Source organism: Deltaproteobacteria bacterium, assembly GCA_019309045.1.
Classification (GTDB): Bacteria; Desulfobacterota; Syntrophobacteria; order BM002; family BM002; genus JAFDGZ01.
The window spans coordinates 1-17,456 of sequence record JAFDGZ010000032.1 but is presented as its reverse complement, the minus strand read 5'-3'; the positions used below and the strand labels follow the sequence as shown (position 1 = coordinate 17,456).

The following is a 17,456-nucleotide window of genomic DNA, read 5'->3' as shown; positions in this document are numbered from 1 at the left end:
TCAGTCTACAGGAGCAGGCTTAGAACTGGTTTTTTTGAGGCGGAGGTTTCTCTTCAAGGCTCGAGGGTATTATGTTTGAGAAAATTGTGGATAGTGTGCACAAGTGGCTGCCTGACGTCTGGGCCTTAGTAAGCAAGTCTAAGGTAACAGGTGCCGCGATCATAATGGCTGCAGCCCTTTTTCTTGCAAAGCTGGTGGATTTGTTCACTCAGCGGGTGCTGTTTTCACTGGTGCGCAGGTCAAAGATTCGTCTTGATGATGCAATCTTGAAGGCAGTACATCGCCCTACCTGGCTGACTATCGTCCTCCTTGGTGCTCTTGCTTCTGTGCGCTGGCTCGGCCCCCGGCCGCCTTTCGAATTTATTCTGGTGGGTCTGCTGAAAAGCATAATGGTATTGATGTGGGCGCTGGCCGTCAACAGGGTGTTCCACCGCATAAGTGTTGATTGGGTGCACCACTGGCAACAGGCTGGCAGGCAGGGGATCGAGATTATCCGCCTGGGTGAGAACCTTGCCAAGGTACTGGTCTTGGCCGGGGCAGCCTTCTGGCTGCTTTCCATATGGCAGATAAATGTGACCCCGCTGCTGGCATCCGCTGGAATCGCCGGCGTGGCAGTGGCTCTGGCTGCCAAGGAAACGCTTGCCAATTTCTTCGGCGGCGTCAGCGTCTTTCTGGATCAGCCTTTCAGGATGGGCGACTACATTATTCTCGATTCAGGTGAACGGGGCGAAGTTGTGGAAATAGGGCTGCGAAGCACCAGGATTCTTACCAGAGACGATGTTCAGATATCCATTCCCAACTCGATTATCGCCAACACCAAGGTTGTCAATGAAAGCGCCCCACAGCCTCGCTTCAGGGTGCGGCTCAAGGTGGGCGTAGCCTATGGATCTGATGTGGAGGAAGTGGAAGAGGTGCTCCTCGGGGTGGCTCGGCAGAACTCCCTCCTGGTGCGCCATCCAGAGCCGAGAGTCAGGTTTCGCACCTTTGGCGACTCCTCTCTCGATTTTGAACTGCTCTGCTGGGTGGAAGATCCCCGAGAAAAGGGCAAAGTGATGCACCAGTTGAATTGTGAGATCTACAAGGCTCTCAATAAGGCTGGCATCGAGATTCCTTACCCACAAAGAGATGTGCACCTTTACACCCATGGCCGCTGGCGCCAGAAAGAGGCCAAAGCTGAGCTCGCTGTTGCTCGACAGGACTCTGACTGACAGCTGAGCGAGCGGTGTGATGGTTTGCTGGATCACGGCAGCAATATAGGCAGACGAGGACAGTTGACTACAGATGGAATGTATACTTCTTGGCAGCGGCGGTATGATGCCCATGCCGGACCGTCTGCTCACCTCACTGGCAGTTCGGATAAACGGCAAGATTTTTCTGTTCGATGCCGGAGAAGGCGCCCAGCTTGGCTTGAAAAAGACTAAAATAGGAGTCCGGGGCCTGGATGTACTGGCAGTCAGTCATCTTCATGCTGATCACTGTCTTGGCATTCCCGGGCTGCTGATGTTGAGAGCCCAGCTGGCTAATCCTGATCCTCTAGTTGTGCTTGGACCTCCAGGGATTCAACAGTTTGTGGAGCTGAATCACCAATGCCTTGCTTTTTATCTCAACTACCCCATTCGTTTTGTGGAATGGTCGGAGCAAGCCCATGAGCTGGCATACGAAGACGGTGAAGTGAAAATCCTCTGGCGGCCCTTGAAACACAGCACCCTCTGTCTGGGCTACCGGTTGGAAGAAAAAGAAAGGCCCGGAAGATTCAATCCAGGTCGCGCTGCCTCTCTGGGAGTTCCAAGAGGATTGCTCTGGGGCAGACTTCAGAAGGGAGAGCCAGTTGCCTTGACGGATGGCAGAACCATCACTCCAGCGCAGGTACTTGGACCTCCACGGCGAGGTCGCAGTGTGGCTTATGTGGTCGATACCCGACCGGTGCAGTCAATATATCGACTCTGTGCCAATGCTGATATCGCTTTTTTAGAGGGCATGTTTTTGCCAGAGCACGCTGAGGAGGCAGAGAAAAAAGGCCATCTGACTATAAGCGAAGCAGTGCGTCTGGCCTCGAGAGCGGGAGTACACAGGACTGTCCTCGTTCACATCAGCCCTCGTTATAGCAAGAAGGAGAACGAACTCCTTGCCGCTGCGGTTAGCCCTGAATTTTCAACTGTTGAGGTGGGTGAAGACTTGGGGGTCTACAGGGTTCCTCTACCTGCAGATGACTGAAACATGGAATGAGAAAAATGGCGGCTGTGTGAGAGGTTCTGGCAGGAGTAGTTGCAGAAGGGATGGAAAGATCATCATGAAGAGAACAGCCAGCCCATTGCTTGGGGAGTTTCTGGATGACAGTCTGCCTCTGCCGGACATCTGTTGGGAAACGGTCCCTGCGGGTGTTACGCTTCACGATGCCTGGCAGAGCTTCGACGAGAATATCGCAGGCTGGGTGCCTGTGTGGTTTCCCACACATGACCCACTTAGCGGCAGGGCCTATGGCGAATTTGAAAGGGCATCTCTTTTTGAAGATGGGCTTCGGCAGGCTCTTGTAGCCATGCACCGCTGGCCCTTGTGGGGTACAGCCACTCAGAAGAAGCAGGCCGTTGCAGTGGCCTTGCTGCATCTCTGTTGTCAAGTGCGAGCTGAGACGAATTGTGGATTTTGCGGTTGAGGCAGCAATGCAGGTTTGCTGCGGGCAGAACTTGCAAGTGTCGCACCGTTGAAAGGCCCCGGCACTTGAATAGTAGGGGTGATTGAATTATTTTAAGACTTGAAAAAGTCAATACTACGGAGGTAGAAGCTTTTGGCTAAGCTGCTCAAAGTTGTTGGCAAGACAGAACTCAATAAACCCGTTTTACTGGCAGGCTGGCCTGGGATGGGGCACGTGGCTCTGAAGATCCTCTTGTTTCTCCATGAAGCACTGAGAGCCCAGGATCTGGCTGTTCTGGAACGGCCAGAATTCTTTCAGGTGGCAGGGGTGACCATTCAGAATGGCGTGATTCAAGCTACCCTGCCACCACGCAGCGGTTTTTACTACTGGAAGAGAAAGGGGCCTTCCCCCACGGGAGACCTCCTTCTATTTATCGGAGACCAGCAGCCGGTGCCTGGCAAGGAGTATGAACTTGCCAAGGCTTTACTGGCATTTTCCCGCAGCTATGGTGTGGAGGAGGTGTTTACTGCGGCTGCCATGCCTTCATCCATCAACCATTACCAGGAGTCAAGAGTGTGGGTCACTGCCACTGAAACAGATTTGTTGAATCAGCTGTCGCCCTATTGTCACCGGGTGTTGAACGAGGGCCATGTGTCAGGCATGAATGGCCTCCTGCTGGGAGTGGCCAAACAACAGGGTATGAGGGGGGCCTGTTTTCTCGGGGAGATACCTTTCTACACCACAGAAATTGAGAATCCAAAAGCTTCCATGGCAGTGCTGCAAGTGCTCAGCAAGGTGCTGCACCTCAAGTTAAATCTGGAGGAACTGGAGGAGCTGGCTCAGCACACAGAGAAAGAGATTGATCGCTACCTGCTGGCTCTGGAACAGAGAGAGAAAGAAGAAGAAAAGCAGGCAAACGAGCCTGAAGGACCGGTTACGGTTCACTAGAGGGGTTGGAGCGAAGCTGGCACTGTTCGCGCTGTCTGGGAAAGCGATTCATTTTCACATGCCTCATCGTCCTCAAAACACCGCCCCATATTGCCAGCAGGAGATTCTCGAGTGTTCCTGGAGGAGGCAGACCAGCAAGTAAGACTTTACCTGCTGCAGGGATATGGGGCGTATGCCAAACGACGAATTCCCAGGGCCCTTGATTACTTTCACCGCGCCCTGGAGTACGCCGGCAGACAACGATTGCAGCAAGAGGTTGCCCTGGTCTGCCGGGACCTGGCCTATGTCTATGCCCAGGAAGGGGCGGGCGACAAAGCGCTTGCTCTCCTTGATCGAGGTCTTGCCATACAGGGCTCTGGACCAGTGGTTCGCATGGGACTTCTGGCCAATAAGGCCGGCGTACTGGTGAGAATGGGATTGTACAAAGCTGCTCTCGAGCTGCTCGAGGAGGGCAGCCGCCTTTTTCGTTCCACCTACTCTGATTCTGCCCAGGCGCCTGCAGCGGTAACAGTCTCATACGAGGGATTTGTCCGAATGGCCAGGGATCTGCGGCGGGTTGTAGATTTCCTGGAAATGGGGATTCCAGCAGAGCGCCTGCAAGTGGATATCAAGAGGGAGGAGCCTCCCTGGTTGGGGTGAGGGAGATCGGTTAACCGGTATTGGTTATCGGGGAGCCGCGGGGTATAGGCTGTAGGGCAATGAGTCGGTAGGCGCAGGCTTTAGCCTGCGTTTGCCAGTCAGAGTTATCAGTTATCGGTTTTCAGGAACTGCATAACCCCGTCCAATTACTACGTTCCTAGTGCTTACTGCCTCCTGCACAGCACCTACTGCTCATTGTCTGCTACAATAAAACTGCGTCTAGCGGCGAAAGTGAGTTACTCGCTGGCTCGAGATAGGGGATGGAAATTGCGGAAAAATTTCTTGCGTTCCTGTGACACTCTTGGGTAATATCTTACTGCGGGCAACACCGAGGAGAAAATATGGGAAGCTGGACCAAGAAAAAGATCAAGTTCAGGGCCGACAGCAATGACGTGGTTGAAAAGGACGGTGTTCTCCATGGTGAAGGCACGGTAGAACTTGATGAATGCCCCTTCAGTCGAGAGGTGCAGGATGAGGCTGGCAATGTTGTCCGGGTGGAGTGTGTCGAGGGTACGGCAGTGAAGTTTTGTGATCCTGACAGCAAGGAGTGCAATCTGCAGCAGTGGATGGATTCGGTCAAGGCATTCATCCGGCGGATCGATGTGGATGACCTGTAAAGGTACTGTTCCTGATTGCCAAAATTGACTCTAAGCAAAAGGCGCGGGTATGGAGTGTTACCTACTCCCCCGCGCTTTTGGCTATCGGGTGGACAATGGTTATTGCAGGCAGGCAAAGGCGAAAAAGCAGGCAGATAGCAGTAGGCAGTGTAGCCATAGGGGGTGAGGCCCCTGTTGTGGTGCAGTCCATGTGCAACACTGACACCCGGGATGTGGCAGCCACCTTGAGGCAGATTCGTAGTCTCACCGAGGTTGGCTGCGAGATCGTTCGGGTTGCAGTGCTCGATCAGGAGGCGGTTCAGGCCCTGTCCCAGATAAAGAAAGAAGCCTCTGTGCCGATTGTGGCTGACATTCATTTTGATCATCGACTGGCCCTTGGAGCTCTTGCTGCAGGAGTTGACGGCCTGCGGATAAACCCCGGCAACATTGGCGGCCCCCGGGCTGTGACTGCTGTGGTCCACGCTGCCAAGGAACGGCGCGTACCTATCCGCATTGGCGTCAATGCTGGTTCGCTGGACAAAGATCTCCTGGAGCGATTTGGCGGTCCTACACCTGAGGCAATGGTGGAAAGCAGCCTGAGGCAGGTAGACCTCCTGGAGTCTCTCCATTTTCATGAAATCAAGATCTCCCTCAAATCCTCGGATGTGGCAACCATGATCGCCGCCTACCGCCTTCTTGCTGATAAGGTGGACTATCCCTTTCATCTGGGAGTGACAGAAGCAGGACCGCTGCTTGTCGGCGCAGTGAAGTCGACTCTGGGGATCGGCTTTTTGCTGGCCGAGGGAATTGGTGATACCATTCGAGTATCACTGACCAGCGACCCGGTGAATGAGGTTCGACTGGGTTATGAGATTCTCCGGAGCCTGGGCCTCAGACAGAGAGGCATAGAACTTGTTTCCTGTCCAACTTGCGGGCGGTGCGAGATCGATCTCATAAACCTCACCGAGGCAGTAGAGAAGAAAGTACTGCAAGTCAAGACTCCATTGAAGGTTGCTATCATGGGTTGCGTGGTAAACGGCCCCGGTGAGGCGAAAGAGGCCGATGTGGGCATTGCTGCCGGCCGAGGCCAGGGCATTCTTTTCAAGAAGGGCAAGGTAGTGGAGAAAATTCCCGAACAGCACCTGATGTCTCGCTTGCTGCAGGAGATCCATTCCATGACTGGAGAAGAGGTGTAGCTACACTGATTGTGGCAATCAAGAGGGCTCGGAAAGAATGGCAGCTATGACCACATGCCATACAGGAGGCGTATGGTATTCCACTGACAATCGGTTAATCCCTGGACATTCATACATGAAGATAGAGTGAGGCTGCGACATGAAGAGAGGTATTACTCCGCGCGAGGAAGATTTTTCCAGATGGTACACTGATGTAATCCTTTCGGCCAGGTTGGCAGATTATGCTCCGGTGAAGGGCTGCATGGTAATTCGCCCTTATGGCTTCGCCCTCTGGGAGCGCATGCAAGCCAGCCTTGATAGAATGTTCAAAGAGACGGGACATGAAAATGCTTACTTCCCTCTGCTCATTCCGGAAAGTTTTCTCCACAAGGAGGCGGAGCACGTGGAAGGTTTTGCTCCTGAATGCGCTGTAGTGACGCACGGAGGAGGAAAAGAGCTGGAGGAACCGCTGGTTATCAGGCCCACATCGGAAACCATCATATGGAGTATGTACAAGAAATGGATCATGTCCTACCGTGACCTGCCTCTTCTTATAAACCAGTGGTGCAATGTGCTTCGCTGGGAGCTGCGCACGAGATTGTTTCTGCGGACGACTGAATTCCTCTGGCAGGAGGGCCATACTGCGCACGCCACAGCCGAAGAAGCCGAGGAGGAGGCCTTGCGCATGCTTGGCGTGTACAAGACCTTTGCTGAAGACTATGTTGCCATGCCCGTTATAGCCGGCAAGAAGTCGGAAAAAGAAAAATTCGCCGGTGCTCTCCATACCTACACTATTGAGGCATTGATGCAGGACGGCAAGGCTCTGCAGGCAGGTACTTCACACAACCTGGGCCAAAATTTTGCCAAGGCTTTTGATGTAACCTTTCAAAATCAGGAAGGAAAAGTGGAACTTGTCTGGGCTACAAGCTGGGGAATGAGCACCCGGATGATAGGTGCTCTAATCATGACCCACGGTGACGATAGAGGCCTGGTGCTGCCCCCCAGACTGGCGCCCCTGGCAGCGGTTTTTGTACCCATTTTCAAGGGCAAAGAAGGCCACAGTGAACTTCTAACTTATATTGATCGGTTGTCAGCGGCTATTGGAGACAGCATCTCCCATCGGGTTGATGCCAGGGAGGAATATACTCCAGGATGGAAATTCAATGAGTGGGAGCGGGCCGGGGTCCCGGTGCGGATTGAAGTGGGCCCACGTGATCTCAAACAGCAGCAGGTAGTTGTGGTCAGGAGAGACACAGGGGAAAAGAAGACGCTTGCAGGCAGCGAGCTTGCTGAGCAATTGCCGGTGCTGCTGGAAGAGATTCAGAATTCCCTGTACGCCCGTGCTCTCGGTTTTCTTGATCAAAACACCCATATGGTGGATAATTATAATAGTTTCAAAGAAATAGTTGCAGAGCAGGGAGGTTTTCTCGTCAGCCACTGGTGCGGTTCAGTAGAATGTGAGACGAGAATCAAAGAAGACACTATGGCGAGCATAAGATGTATTCCCATTGACGAGAAAAAGCAGGAGCCAGGGCCCTGTGTGTTTTGCGGCAAAAGTGCTGAGCAACGGGTCTATTTTGCCAAGGCGTATTGATTGTTGTTCTTGTAATGGCAACATGAGCGGAGCAGGGAACCGGTCTGAGTGACCTTCAGCCTGCAGCTGCAAGCTGTGCTGGCTTTGAGATTGTCCAGTTTTTGCAGGGAGCAACATACACTGCAGCGCTGCTGAACCGCCACCATGTACTCAGGTTCTCACTGGTGCCATGATTCGTCTAAACGATATAATTGATGGCGTTATCTCTTATCATCCGGATGCGGATATCCGCTTGATCGAAAAGGCCTACGTCTATTCCGGCAAGGCCCATGAAGGGCAAGTGCGCCTTTCAGGTGAACCCTACCTCATGCATCCTCTGGAAGTTGCGGGCATTCTTGTCAGAATGAAGCTGGATGTCTTTACGGTGGCCTCCGGACTCCTGCACGACACCCTGGAAGATACCAATACTTCGGCAGACGATCTGCGCCGCCTGTTTGGCGATGAGGTCTATCGTCTGGTAGATGGTGTGACCAAAATAGGGCGTTTTGAGTTCAGCAGCTATGAAGAACGGCAGGCTGAAAACGTCCGTAAAATGATTTTGGCCATGGCCAATGACATCCGGGTCATTCTTATCAAACTGGCTGATAGACTGCACAACATGCGCACCCTGATGTATCACGCCCCAGCCAAACAGCGCCTCATTGCTCAGGAAACTATGGATATTTATGCTCCCCTGGCCGGCAGGTTGGGGATCGACTGGATCAAGAAAGAGCTGGAAGATCTGGCCTTTTCATTTCTCCACCCGGAAATCTATGAAGAGATTGTTTCGGGTCTGAAAAACACGGAAGAAGAACGGCAGCGCTATATCGAAAAGGTGAGAACCGTCCTCCAGGAAAAACTTGCCGAGTTCAACCTTTCCGGCACTGTAAGCGGCCGCCCCAAACACATCTACAGCATCTACAAGAAGATGGTTGCCCAGAATCTCGACCTGGAACACATCTATGACATTATTGCCTTTCGGATCATTCTGGGAAGCATTCGTGAATGTTATGAAACTCTTGGTATGATCCACTCTTTATGGAAGCCTATTCCCGGCCGCTTCAAAGATTACATCGGCATGCCGAAAGCAAATATGTATCAGTCCCTGCACACCACGGTGGTGGGCCCTTATGGGGAGCGAATGGAGGTGCAGATCCGCACTGAAAAAATGCACAAGATCGCCAACGAAGGTATTGCGGCCCACTGGGTGTACAAGGAGGGAAGGAGTGTGCCGGAAGGTGACAGTAAACGCTTCGCCTGGCTCCGGCAGCTTCTGGAGTGGCAGCAGGACCTCAAAGATCCCAGAGAGTTTCTGGAAACAGTCCGGGTGGATCTCTTTCCGGATGAAGTCTACGTTTTTACTCCCCGCGGGGAAGTGAAAGCATTTCCCAGAGGCGCAACTCCCATCGATTTCGCCTATAGTATTCACAGCGAGGTGGGGCATCGCTGCACGGGAGCAAAAGTAAACGGCAAATTAGTTTCACTGAAATACCAGCTGCGCAACGGTGACATTGTAGAGATCATCACTTCACCCAAACACGTGCCGAGCAAGGATTGGCTGAAGATTGTCAAGACGTCTCGAGCTCGAACTCGGATCCGTCACTGGATCAAGACCGAGGAGAGGGAGCGGAGCATTGTCCTGGGACGAGAAATTTGCGAGCGCGAGTTTCGCAAGCATGGTCTTAATTTCCAGAAATATCTCAATTCGGAGGAGCTCGAGAAAGTTGCCAGGGTATTCTCCCTGCAAAAGGTTGAAGATCTTCTGGCAAGCATCGGCTACGGGAAGATTTCAGCGCTGCAGGCCGTGGGGAAGCTTGCCAGTATTATTGATGCCACTGAAAGACCGGAGGAGATTCCGGTTGAGCGCATTGAAGGCAAACCGCAGGCACCTGAGCGCGGGGGAGTGCTGGTAAAGGGTGTGGACGACATCCTGGTGAGATTTGCCAAGTGTTGCAATCCTTTGCCCGGGGATCAGATTGTTGGCTTCATCACGAGAGGACGGGGCGTCTCAGTTCATAAAGCTGACTGCCCCAATTTGCTAAGCAGCGGCTTCGAGCGGCGGATTGATGTGGAATGGCACCAGGCAGAGGATGCTGTTCATCCGGTGGGTTTGGTAATTCTCTGTGCAAACGTCAAGGGTATGCTGGCCGCAATCAGCGGCACCCTGAGCAACCTCGACATTAACATTGTTGAAGCGAATGTCCGCACACGGGTCGATAATCTGGCAGAGATAAAATTTGTTCTGGAGGTCAGGGATATCGATCATCTGAGCCGCGCCCTGGCCGCAGTAAGAAAAATTGACAATGTCGTCGAAGTTCACAGATCCACTACTCTCGAAGTCCATTAGTGCTTTCGTTGAAATATGCGGCCTGCCCGGCGTTCAAAATTCACCTGCCATCAAGAAAGAATCTTTCGCACAGCTTCAGGGGATATCATCTGGGGGCTGTGAAATTTCCCCTGGAACTATGCCGGCTTCAGTACCCGACCTGATCGTAGACATCTAGTGCAGACCCTGATATAGCGGATGGAACCTTGCTGCTGAGCCCTTACCCGCTGGAGGTTCGGATACCAGCGCCGTTTCGTCTTATTATTGGCGTGACTGACGTTGTTGCCCACCTGTGGGCGTTTCCCACAAATTTCACATACTTTTGCCATTGCCACTATCCTCCACATACCCGTGACGAGATTGTTGTCTGCTGCAGCTGTTCAGCTGGCAGGGAGAGAGCTATCCACGAACCTCGCTGACTGCAGGCGCTTCATCTACCATATCGTCAGGCCATTGGCAAGCGAAAATACGCAAACAGAAGCTTCCCTCATATTGACAGGGCATTTCCCTCCAACCAATTACCGATCACCGACAACCCAACCAGGCCCTATTGCCATGAGCTGCAGTCGCAGACAGGATGAAAGACTGGGGAGAAAATGGACAATCAGACGATGATCACCGCAGGTTCTCCCTCCTCGCGAGCCTGAATCTCACCGATGTGATAGGAGGGCTGACCCAAACCATGCAGTAATTCTAGCACGTCTGTGAGCTCTTCGGTCCGCACCACCAGGACATATCCTATGCCATTATTGAAGACGCGGCGCATTTCACTGTCCGACAATCTGCCGTGTTGTTTGAGAATGGAGAAAATGGCAGGCACCGGCCAACTGCCTTCCCGGATGCGGGCCTGGCAGGCGCGCGGCAGAATGCGTTCGAGGTTGTCCAGCAAACCGCCCCCCGTAATGTGCGCCATGCCGCTGATCTGGTAGTCGCGCAATATAACCTGCACGGCTTCGGCGTAGATGCGCGTCGGTCTGAGCAGCTCCTCAGCAACGGTACAGCCGCATTCTGGAAGAAAATCACTGACACCGAGACCCAGTTCTTCAAAAATAATCTTGCGCACCAGAGTGTAGCCATTGCTGTGGAGTCCGCTGGAGGCGAGTCCAACAATCTGATTTCCCACCCGGATATCGGAGCCGTCAACTATGTGCTCCTTTTCAGCTATTCCTACTGCAAAGCCAGCAAGGTCGTATTCATTTTCTCTGTAAAAATCGGGCATCTCGGCGGTCTCACCGCCGATGAGCGAGCACTTCGCCTGCCGACATCCATCGGCAATGCCGGCAATTACCGTGCTCACCAGGTCGAGGTCGAGACGGCCCACAGCAAAGTAGTCAAGAAAAAAGAGAGGTCGAGCTCCCTGGACAAGAATGTCATTGACACTCATGGCCACCAGGTCAATGCCAACAGTATCGTGGCGATTGGCCATAAAGGCTATCTTGAGCTTGGTGCCTACGCCGTCAGTGGAGCTTACCAGCACTGGCTGCTCGTACTCCATGCTGCCGAGAGAATAGAGCCCACCAAACTGGCCGATGTTGGTGATAACACTGGCGTGAAAAGTTGCTCTCAGCAAAGGACTGATTCTCGATACCAGTTCGTTGGCGGCGTCGAGGTTTACACCTGCCTCCTTATAATGCTCGGTAGACATGCATCCTCCAGTAAATTCGATCTTGCTGGGTAGTACGAGTACTCATTGGAAATAGCTGTGGAGCATGTGGCACCTGACCGCGTAGGCTAAAGGTGGCGGCGTGCATCATTAGCGAGGGTACCACACACCTTGCCATGCCCACAACCGCAACTCGCCACAGAGACCTGGCGACGTCGAATGCGCCGTGGCACCCGGAGGAGTCGTGAGAATCCAGCGGATACAGAAGCAACATGACCGAGGCAGCGGCTTGATCTGCTAACAAGTGAATATACTCTTTGCCATTGTAAAAGTGGTGGCTGCAGCTGTCAAATGCTTTCACCGCAGAGAAAATTTTTGACAAGCGAAAAAGGTTAAGGTATCTTTGCAAAATCTCGATACATATCAGGATGGGAATCATGACAGAAGAACTCGTACAATTCAGCAGAATGAGGCGACTGCCTCCTTATGTATTTGCCCAAGTCAATGAACTGAAGATGAAGCTCAGACGGGCGGGAGAAGACATTGTTGACCTGGGCATGGGCAATCCGGACATACCTACTCCTGCGCACATAGTGGACAAGTTGCTGCAGGCTGCTCAGAAAAGCCACAATCACCGCTATTCCGCCTCGCGAGGTATCACCAAGCTCAGAGAGGCTATCTCGGGCTGGTACAAGAGAAGGTACGATGTGGACATCGACCCGGAGACAGAAGCGGTGGTAACCATCGGCGCCAAAGAGGGATTGTCGCATTTAGTGCTGGCCCTGATAAGCCCGGGTGATGTGGTGTTTGCTCCAAACCCGACGTACCCCATTCATCCCTACTCGGTCATCATTGCCGGTGGCGACTTGCGCAGCATTCCAATCAGCAAAGATCGAGACTTTTTCGAGGATCTCAAAATTGCTGCCAAGCAAACGTGGCCGCATCCGAAAATGTTGATCATTTCTTTTCCACACAATCCCACCACTGAGGTGGTCGATCTGGAATTTTTCCAGAAAATTTGTGATTTTGCCCGAGAACATAGCATGCTTGTAGTCCATGATTTTGCCTATGCCGATCTGGTCTTCGACTCCGAGATGGCTCCCAGCTTTCTCCAGGTGGAAGGTGCCAAAGAGATTGGCGTTGAGCTTTTTTCCATGTCGAAAAGCTATTCCATGCCTGGCTGGCGCGTGGGTTTTTGTGTAGGCAATTCTGGAGTTATTGCTGCACTGACGAGGTTGAAGAGTTATCTCGACTACGGTATTTTCCAGCCCATCCAGATAGCCTCTATAATTGCCCTCAACTCGGATCAGAGTTGTGTAAGGGAAATAGTCAATATATATCGCTCCAGGCGAGATGTGCTGGTGGACGGCCTTAACCGCATAGGCTGGGCCATTGATAAACCAAAAGCCACCATGTTTGTCTGGGGCCGCATCCCCGAACAATACAGACACATGGGGTCCCTGGAATTTTCCAAGTTCCTTATAAAGGAGGCTAAAGTTGCCGTATCGCCAGGGAGAGGTTTCGGTGAATATGGCGACGATTATGTGCGGTTCGCTCTCGTGGAGAATGAAGAGCGTACCCGGCAGGCAATTCGAGGTATCAGGCGGGTACTGCGTTGACAGCCCTTGTTTTGAATGCTGAGGACCTGAGGACGCATCTGCCACAAATTTCTCTGGGCAAGCAGCCGAAATGGTGTTGCATATATTTGCTTTGTGTGCTTGAGAAATATTGACCGGTCACTGGACAGACACCAGGGCAGTGGGAGGGCTCGCTATCTGGTGTCTTTTTGTTGTGAGACGAGGTTGGACAAGGCTGGCGTGTTGTTCTGCCACATTATGCCTGCTGATGATGCAGTGAAGATGGCTGCAGAACTGCCGGGGGAGTCGCTGAGAGAGGCAATTCGAGGCGAGGAATTGTGGACGGTGTGAATTGCTGACACTTTGCTGAGAGTTCTTGCCATGAAGGAGATTCAGGTAGGTTTGATTGGCTGGGGAACAGTTGGCTGTGGTCTTGCCAAGATCCTTCAGGAAAACAGGGAAGTACTGGCGGAGAGGGTGGGAGCGTTCCTGCACCTCAAGAGAGTGGTTGACATTGACGTAGAACGGCCTCGCCCGGTCAATCTGCCGGCTGAGGTTCTCTCCACCAGGGTGGAAGACATCTTCACAGATGACAGCATCCAGATAGTGGTGGAATTGATCGGCGGCATGGAGCCTGCGAGAACCTTTCTCATTGAAGCCATGAAACGGGGCAAGCATGTGGTTACTGCGAACAAGGCGCTACTTGCTATTCATGGCAGCGAGCTGTTCGCAGTAGCGAGAGCACAGGGGGTAACCCTGGCTTTTGAGGCAGCAGTCGGGGGCGGCATTCCGCTCATACGATCTGTTCGGGAAGGCCTGGTAGCCAATCGGATCAACCGCATTTACGGCATTCTCAATGGCACGGTCAACTATATACTCACCCGCATGAGCCGAGCCGGCACAACATTCAGCGAAGCACTCGATGAAGCCAAGGCACACGGTTTTGCCGAGGCAGACCCGACCCTTGACGTCGAAGGTATTGATGCGGCTCACAAAATTGCAATTCTGAGCTCGCTCGCTTACTGTTGCGAAGTGGACTTCCGGGAAGTGTACATCGAGGGCATCAGTCAAATTGAACCCCTCGACATACAGTTTGCCGGTGATTTTGGCTATCAGATCAAGCTCCTGGCCATTTCTCGCTGTGACGACGGCAGGGTGGAGGTGCGGGTTCATCCCACCATGCTTCCCTGTGAACACATGCTCGCCAAAGTGGATGGAGTTTATAATGCCGTCCACATATCAGGAGATGCGGTAGGCGACATAATGCTCTATGGCCTCGGTGCAGGAATGATGCCCACTGGCAGTGCTGTGGTGAGTGATCTTGTGGACGTCAGCCGCAGTTTACTCGCTGGCGGCACTGTGCGGCTGCCTCCACTGAGCTGTGATAACAACACGGCGCAGCCTCGAGTCCTCAAGCCCATGGAGGAGCTTGTCATCAATTATTACTTTCGCTTCTCAGCAGTCGATCGGCCGGGGGTCCTGTCCAAGATAGCCGGGATTCTTGGCAAACACGACATCAGTATTGCCTCAGTTATTCAAAAGGGACGCCGGGCAAAAGGTTCCGTACCCCTGGTGATGATGACCCATGAGGCTCGAGAAAAGGATGTCAGGCTCGCCCTGGCAGAAATCGACAAACTCAAGGTAGTGACAGCTCCCACCAGACTCATTCGGGTGGAAAATGGCGGGGTTGCCGAGGAAAACATGCTTGAAACACCATCTCATTGAGGATAGTGTTGGCTGAAGCCGTTTGTAAAGGTTTTGCTGGCTAGAAAGATCTATCCTCTAGGCTCATGCCTGAGAGGCGGCAATGACAGAGACGAAGCAGAAATATCTCATACTGGTGGGAGATGGTATGGGGGATGAGCCGCAGGAGGTACTGGATGGCAAAACGCCTCTAGAAGCTGCCCATACTCCCAACATGGACAGGCTGGCCAGCTGTGGATTGCTGGGTATGACCGAGACTATTGCTGCCGACCAGGAACCAGGCAGTGATGTGGCCAATATGACTATCCTGGGTTACGACCCGAAAAAGTTCCACACGGGTCGCGCTCCACTGGAGGCGGCCAGCATGGATGTAAAGCTCGGCCCTGAGGACGTTGCCTACCGTTGCAATCTGGTGACTCTCAGAGAAGAGACTGCAGGGGAATACGTGCTGGCCGACTACTCAGCCGGCCATATTACCTCTGAGGAGAGTCGACAACTGGTGCGGACTCTTCAGGAAAATCTGGGCAACAGGGAGGTCTGCTTCTATGCTGGTGTGAGTTATAGACACCTCATGGTGTGGCACAGGGGTGAGAGTGACGTCAAAATCACTCCACCGCATGATGTGACTGGAGAGACGGTGGCGCAGTACTGGAGAGTGTACGATGAAGTGCCGCTGTTGAAGTCGCTGGTGCAGGAAGCCATGGGTATCCTTGCGCAGCATCCCATCAACAGACAGAGACAGGCGCAGGGTCTGGCTCCGGCCAATGCCATCTGGTTGTGGGGCCAGGGACGCAGACCTGAGATGCCCACCCTGCAAGAACTATATGGCATCACCGGGGTGGCCATATCTGCTGTGGATCTAATTATGGGGTTGGGAACCTGTGCCGGTCTGCAAAAGGTGGCGGTGGAGGGCGCTACTGGCTATCTGGATACCAACTACCAGGGCAAGGTTGATGCTGCCAAGAAGGCTCTGGCAGAAAAGGATCTGGTTTTCTTGCATGTGGAGGCGCCAGATGAGGTCTCGCACGAAGGCAGACTCGATTTGAAGCTGCAGGCAATTGAAGCCTTCGATGAGCAGGTAGTAGGCCCACTTCTTGAGGCGGGCGGCCAGATTCAGCCCCTGCGGCTGCTGCTGATCACGGATCATCTTACGCCGATTCGGAGCAGAACTCATGCCAGGGGTCTGGTGCCTTTCGTGATTGCTGATCTACCTCTTGGAGAACAGCAATGTAGCAGGAGCTTTTGTGAGCGCAGCGGCCGCCACAGCAATATGCTAGTCAAGCCCGGCTTTTCTCTAATGGAGGCGTTTATTCGTGGGTCACTCCGAAGCGGCGGCGTCCAGTGACTATTTTCGAGCAGAACAGCGGGTGCTCTATGGCGATACGGATGCCATGGGGATAGCCTACTATGCCAACTATTTAAAATGGTTCGAAATCGGCCGTACAGAATTCTTCCGCCGTTGTGGCAGCAGCTATCGACAGCTTGAAGAACAGGGATGCTTTCTGCCGGTTTACGAGGCTTACTGCCGTTATCATCAGCCTGCACGCTACGATGATATTATCTGCATAGAAACTGACTTCAGCTTCCAGGGCAAGGCAAGGCTGCGCTTCGACTATCGGATATACCGCAAGAGTGACCATAAGCTTCTGGCAGAAGGCTACACGGTACACGTCTGCACAGACGACGATGGCAAGGTATATAGACCCCCAGAATTTTTGCGTGAGCTGTTGAGCATCCTCGAAGAAGATGACAGCAGGCGACAGGCGGCTGGTGTGAAATGAAGATAATTCCTGCTATCGATCTCAAAAACGGCCAATGCGTACGTCTGGCCCAGGGAGATATGGCCACTGCCACTGTTTACTCCGACGATCCGGTGCGGACAGCGGTTCGCTGGCAACAACAGGGAGCAGAATTGCTCCACCTGGTGGATCTGGACGGAGCTTTCGAGAAGAACCCCAGAAACCGTGATGCATTAAGTGCCATAGTGCGTCAGATTAACATTCCAGTGCAGGTGGGTGGGGGCATCAGAACACTCGACACGGTGGCAGCTTACATGGATCTCGGTGTTGCCAGGGTAATCCTGGCTACTGCGGCCCATAAGAATCCCAAGCTTCTGGAGAAGGCCTGTCAACACTTCCCAGGACGAATTGTCCTTGGTATTGACAGCCGCCAGGGACGCGTTGCAGTTGAGGGTTGGAGCGAAACCACATCCATTGATCCTATCAGCTTGGCCCGGAGATTCGAGTCTCTGGAGCTTGCTGCCATTGTTTATACTGATATACTCAGGGATGGCATGGAGAGCGGTCCGAATATCGACGCTACCAGAGAGCTGGCTCGAGCCATAAACGTCCCGGTTATTGCTTCAGGCGGTGTGGGAAGCATAGAAGATATCCGCAAATTGCGTACGATAGAAAAAGACGGCGTTGTTGGAGTCATCATAGGCCGAGCTCTTTACTCGGGTAAAATGACCCTGGGAGAAGCCCTCGAGGTGGCAGGTGCGAAGAGCAGCAGTGAGGGCGCCAATCTTATGGCTGACGATTGAGGACAGCGGCAACAGGCCAGTGCTGCCAGACCCTAATCCACCGTCAAAAAAAGTAGGAAACCTCGTTGTGCTTGATAAAACAAGCAGATAGAATGCGTTTGAAGCAAGGAACCTATCATCAACGAGGTGAGATATATCATG

At 53.0% G+C, this 17,456-nt stretch carries 17 protein-coding genes; 15 read left to right on the top strand and 2 right to left on the bottom strand.

The window, feature by feature from the left end; genetic code table 11:
- Positions 1–71 precede the first annotated feature (71 nt).
- From JRI89_08560 to JRI89_08520, 9 genes are all read left to right on the top strand, one after another.
- Complete coding sequence (locus JRI89_08560; protein MBW2071293.1) at positions 72–1,208, top strand: mechanosensitive ion channel family protein; 1,137 nt, start codon at positions 72–74, stop codon at positions 1,206–1,208.
- Between the two features lie 73 nt (positions 1,209–1,281).
- Positions 1,282–2,214 (top strand): ribonuclease Z, encoded by a 933-nt coding sequence (gene rnz / locus JRI89_08555; protein MBW2071292.1) that lies wholly within the window; start codon positions 1,282–1,284, stop codon positions 2,212–2,214.
- Positions 2,215–2,290: 76 nt separating this feature from the next.
- Positions 2,291–2,653, top strand: coding sequence for a hypothetical protein (locus JRI89_08550; GenBank protein MBW2071291.1), 363 nt, complete (start codon positions 2,291–2,293; stop codon positions 2,651–2,653).
- Between the two features lie 132 nt (positions 2,654–2,785).
- A complete protein-coding gene (locus JRI89_08545) occupies positions 2,786–3,580 on the top strand; it encodes a PAC2 family protein (protein ID MBW2071290.1) in 795 nt (264 codons plus the stop codon).
- Positions 3,581–3,691: 111 nt separating this feature from the next.
- Positions 3,692–4,219: a hypothetical protein gene (locus JRI89_08540; GenBank protein ID MBW2071289.1), complete on the top strand. Its 528-nt coding sequence runs from the start codon at positions 3,692–3,694 to the stop codon at positions 4,217–4,219.
- Positions 4,220–4,560: 341 nt separating this feature from the next.
- Positions 4,561–4,836 (top strand): hypothetical protein, encoded by a 276-nt coding sequence (locus JRI89_08535; GenBank protein MBW2071288.1) that lies wholly within the window; start codon positions 4,561–4,563, stop codon positions 4,834–4,836.
- Positions 4,837–4,931: 95 nt separating this feature from the next.
- Positions 4,932–6,011 (top strand): flavodoxin-dependent (E)-4-hydroxy-3-methylbut-2-enyl-diphosphate synthase, encoded by a 1,080-nt coding sequence (gene ispG, locus JRI89_08530; GenBank protein ID MBW2071287.1) that lies wholly within the window; start codon positions 4,932–4,934, stop codon positions 6,009–6,011.
- A gap of 139 nt (positions 6,012–6,150) precedes the next feature.
- Complete coding sequence (locus JRI89_08525; GenBank protein MBW2071286.1) at positions 6,151–7,584, top strand: proline--tRNA ligase; 1,434 nt, start codon at positions 6,151–6,153, stop codon at positions 7,582–7,584.
- Positions 7,585–7,753: 169 nt separating this feature from the next.
- The gene (locus JRI89_08520; protein ID MBW2071285.1) at positions 7,754–9,910 is read left to right on the top strand and encodes a bifunctional (p)ppGpp synthetase/guanosine-3',5'-bis(diphosphate) 3'-pyrophosphohydrolase; all 2,157 of its coding nucleotides are present in this window, start codon (positions 7,754–7,756) and stop codon (positions 9,908–9,910) included.
- Between the two features lie 116 nt (positions 9,911–10,026).
- Here the strand turns inward: JRI89_08520 and JRI89_08515 are convergent, their stop codons facing one another.
- The gene (locus JRI89_08515) at positions 10,027–10,218 is read right to left on the bottom strand and encodes a 50S ribosomal protein L28 (protein ID MBW2071284.1); all 192 of its coding nucleotides are present in this window, start codon (positions 10,216–10,218) and stop codon (positions 10,027–10,029) included.
- Positions 10,219–10,493: 275 nt separating this feature from the next.
- Complete coding sequence (locus JRI89_08510) at positions 10,494–11,534, bottom strand: phosphoribosylformylglycinamidine cyclo-ligase (protein ID MBW2071283.1); 1,041 nt, start codon at positions 11,532–11,534, stop codon at positions 10,494–10,496.
- A 395-nt stretch (positions 11,535–11,929) separates the two neighbouring features.
- On the opposite strand from JRI89_08510, the gene JRI89_08505 reads away from it, so the two are divergent.
- From JRI89_08505 to hisA, 6 genes are all read left to right on the top strand, one after another.
- Complete coding sequence (locus tag JRI89_08505) at positions 11,930–13,111, top strand: aminotransferase class I/II-fold pyridoxal phosphate-dependent enzyme (GenBank protein ID MBW2071282.1); 1,182 nt, start codon at positions 11,930–11,932, stop codon at positions 13,109–13,111.
- A gap of 159 nt (positions 13,112–13,270) precedes the next feature.
- A complete protein-coding gene (locus tag JRI89_08500; protein MBW2071281.1) occupies positions 13,271–13,420 on the top strand; it encodes a hypothetical protein in 150 nt (49 codons plus the stop codon).
- 30 nt (positions 13,421–13,450) lie between these two features.
- A complete protein-coding gene (locus JRI89_08495) occupies positions 13,451–14,794 on the top strand; it encodes a homoserine dehydrogenase (GenBank protein MBW2071280.1) in 1,344 nt (447 codons plus the stop codon).
- An 82-nt stretch (positions 14,795–14,876) separates the two neighbouring features.
- Positions 14,877–16,118 carry a cofactor-independent phosphoglycerate mutase gene (locus tag JRI89_08490; protein ID MBW2071279.1) on the top strand — a complete coding sequence of 414 codons (1,242 nt, stop codon included), beginning with the start codon at positions 14,877–14,879 and terminating at the stop codon, positions 16,116–16,118.
- 46 nt (positions 16,119–16,164) lie between these two features.
- Entirely contained in the window at positions 16,165–16,554 is a 390-nt protein-coding gene (locus JRI89_08485) for an acyl-CoA thioesterase (protein ID MBW2071278.1), read from the top strand.
- Positions 16,551–17,315 carry a 1-(5-phosphoribosyl)-5-[(5-phosphoribosylamino)methylideneamino]imidazole-4-carboxamide isomerase gene (gene hisA / locus JRI89_08480; GenBank protein ID MBW2071277.1) on the top strand — a complete coding sequence of 255 codons (765 nt, stop codon included), beginning with the start codon at positions 16,551–16,553 and terminating at the stop codon, positions 17,313–17,315. The genes JRI89_08485 and hisA overlap by 4 nt, the downstream gene beginning before the upstream one ends.
- Positions 17,316–17,456 lie beyond the last annotated feature (141 nt).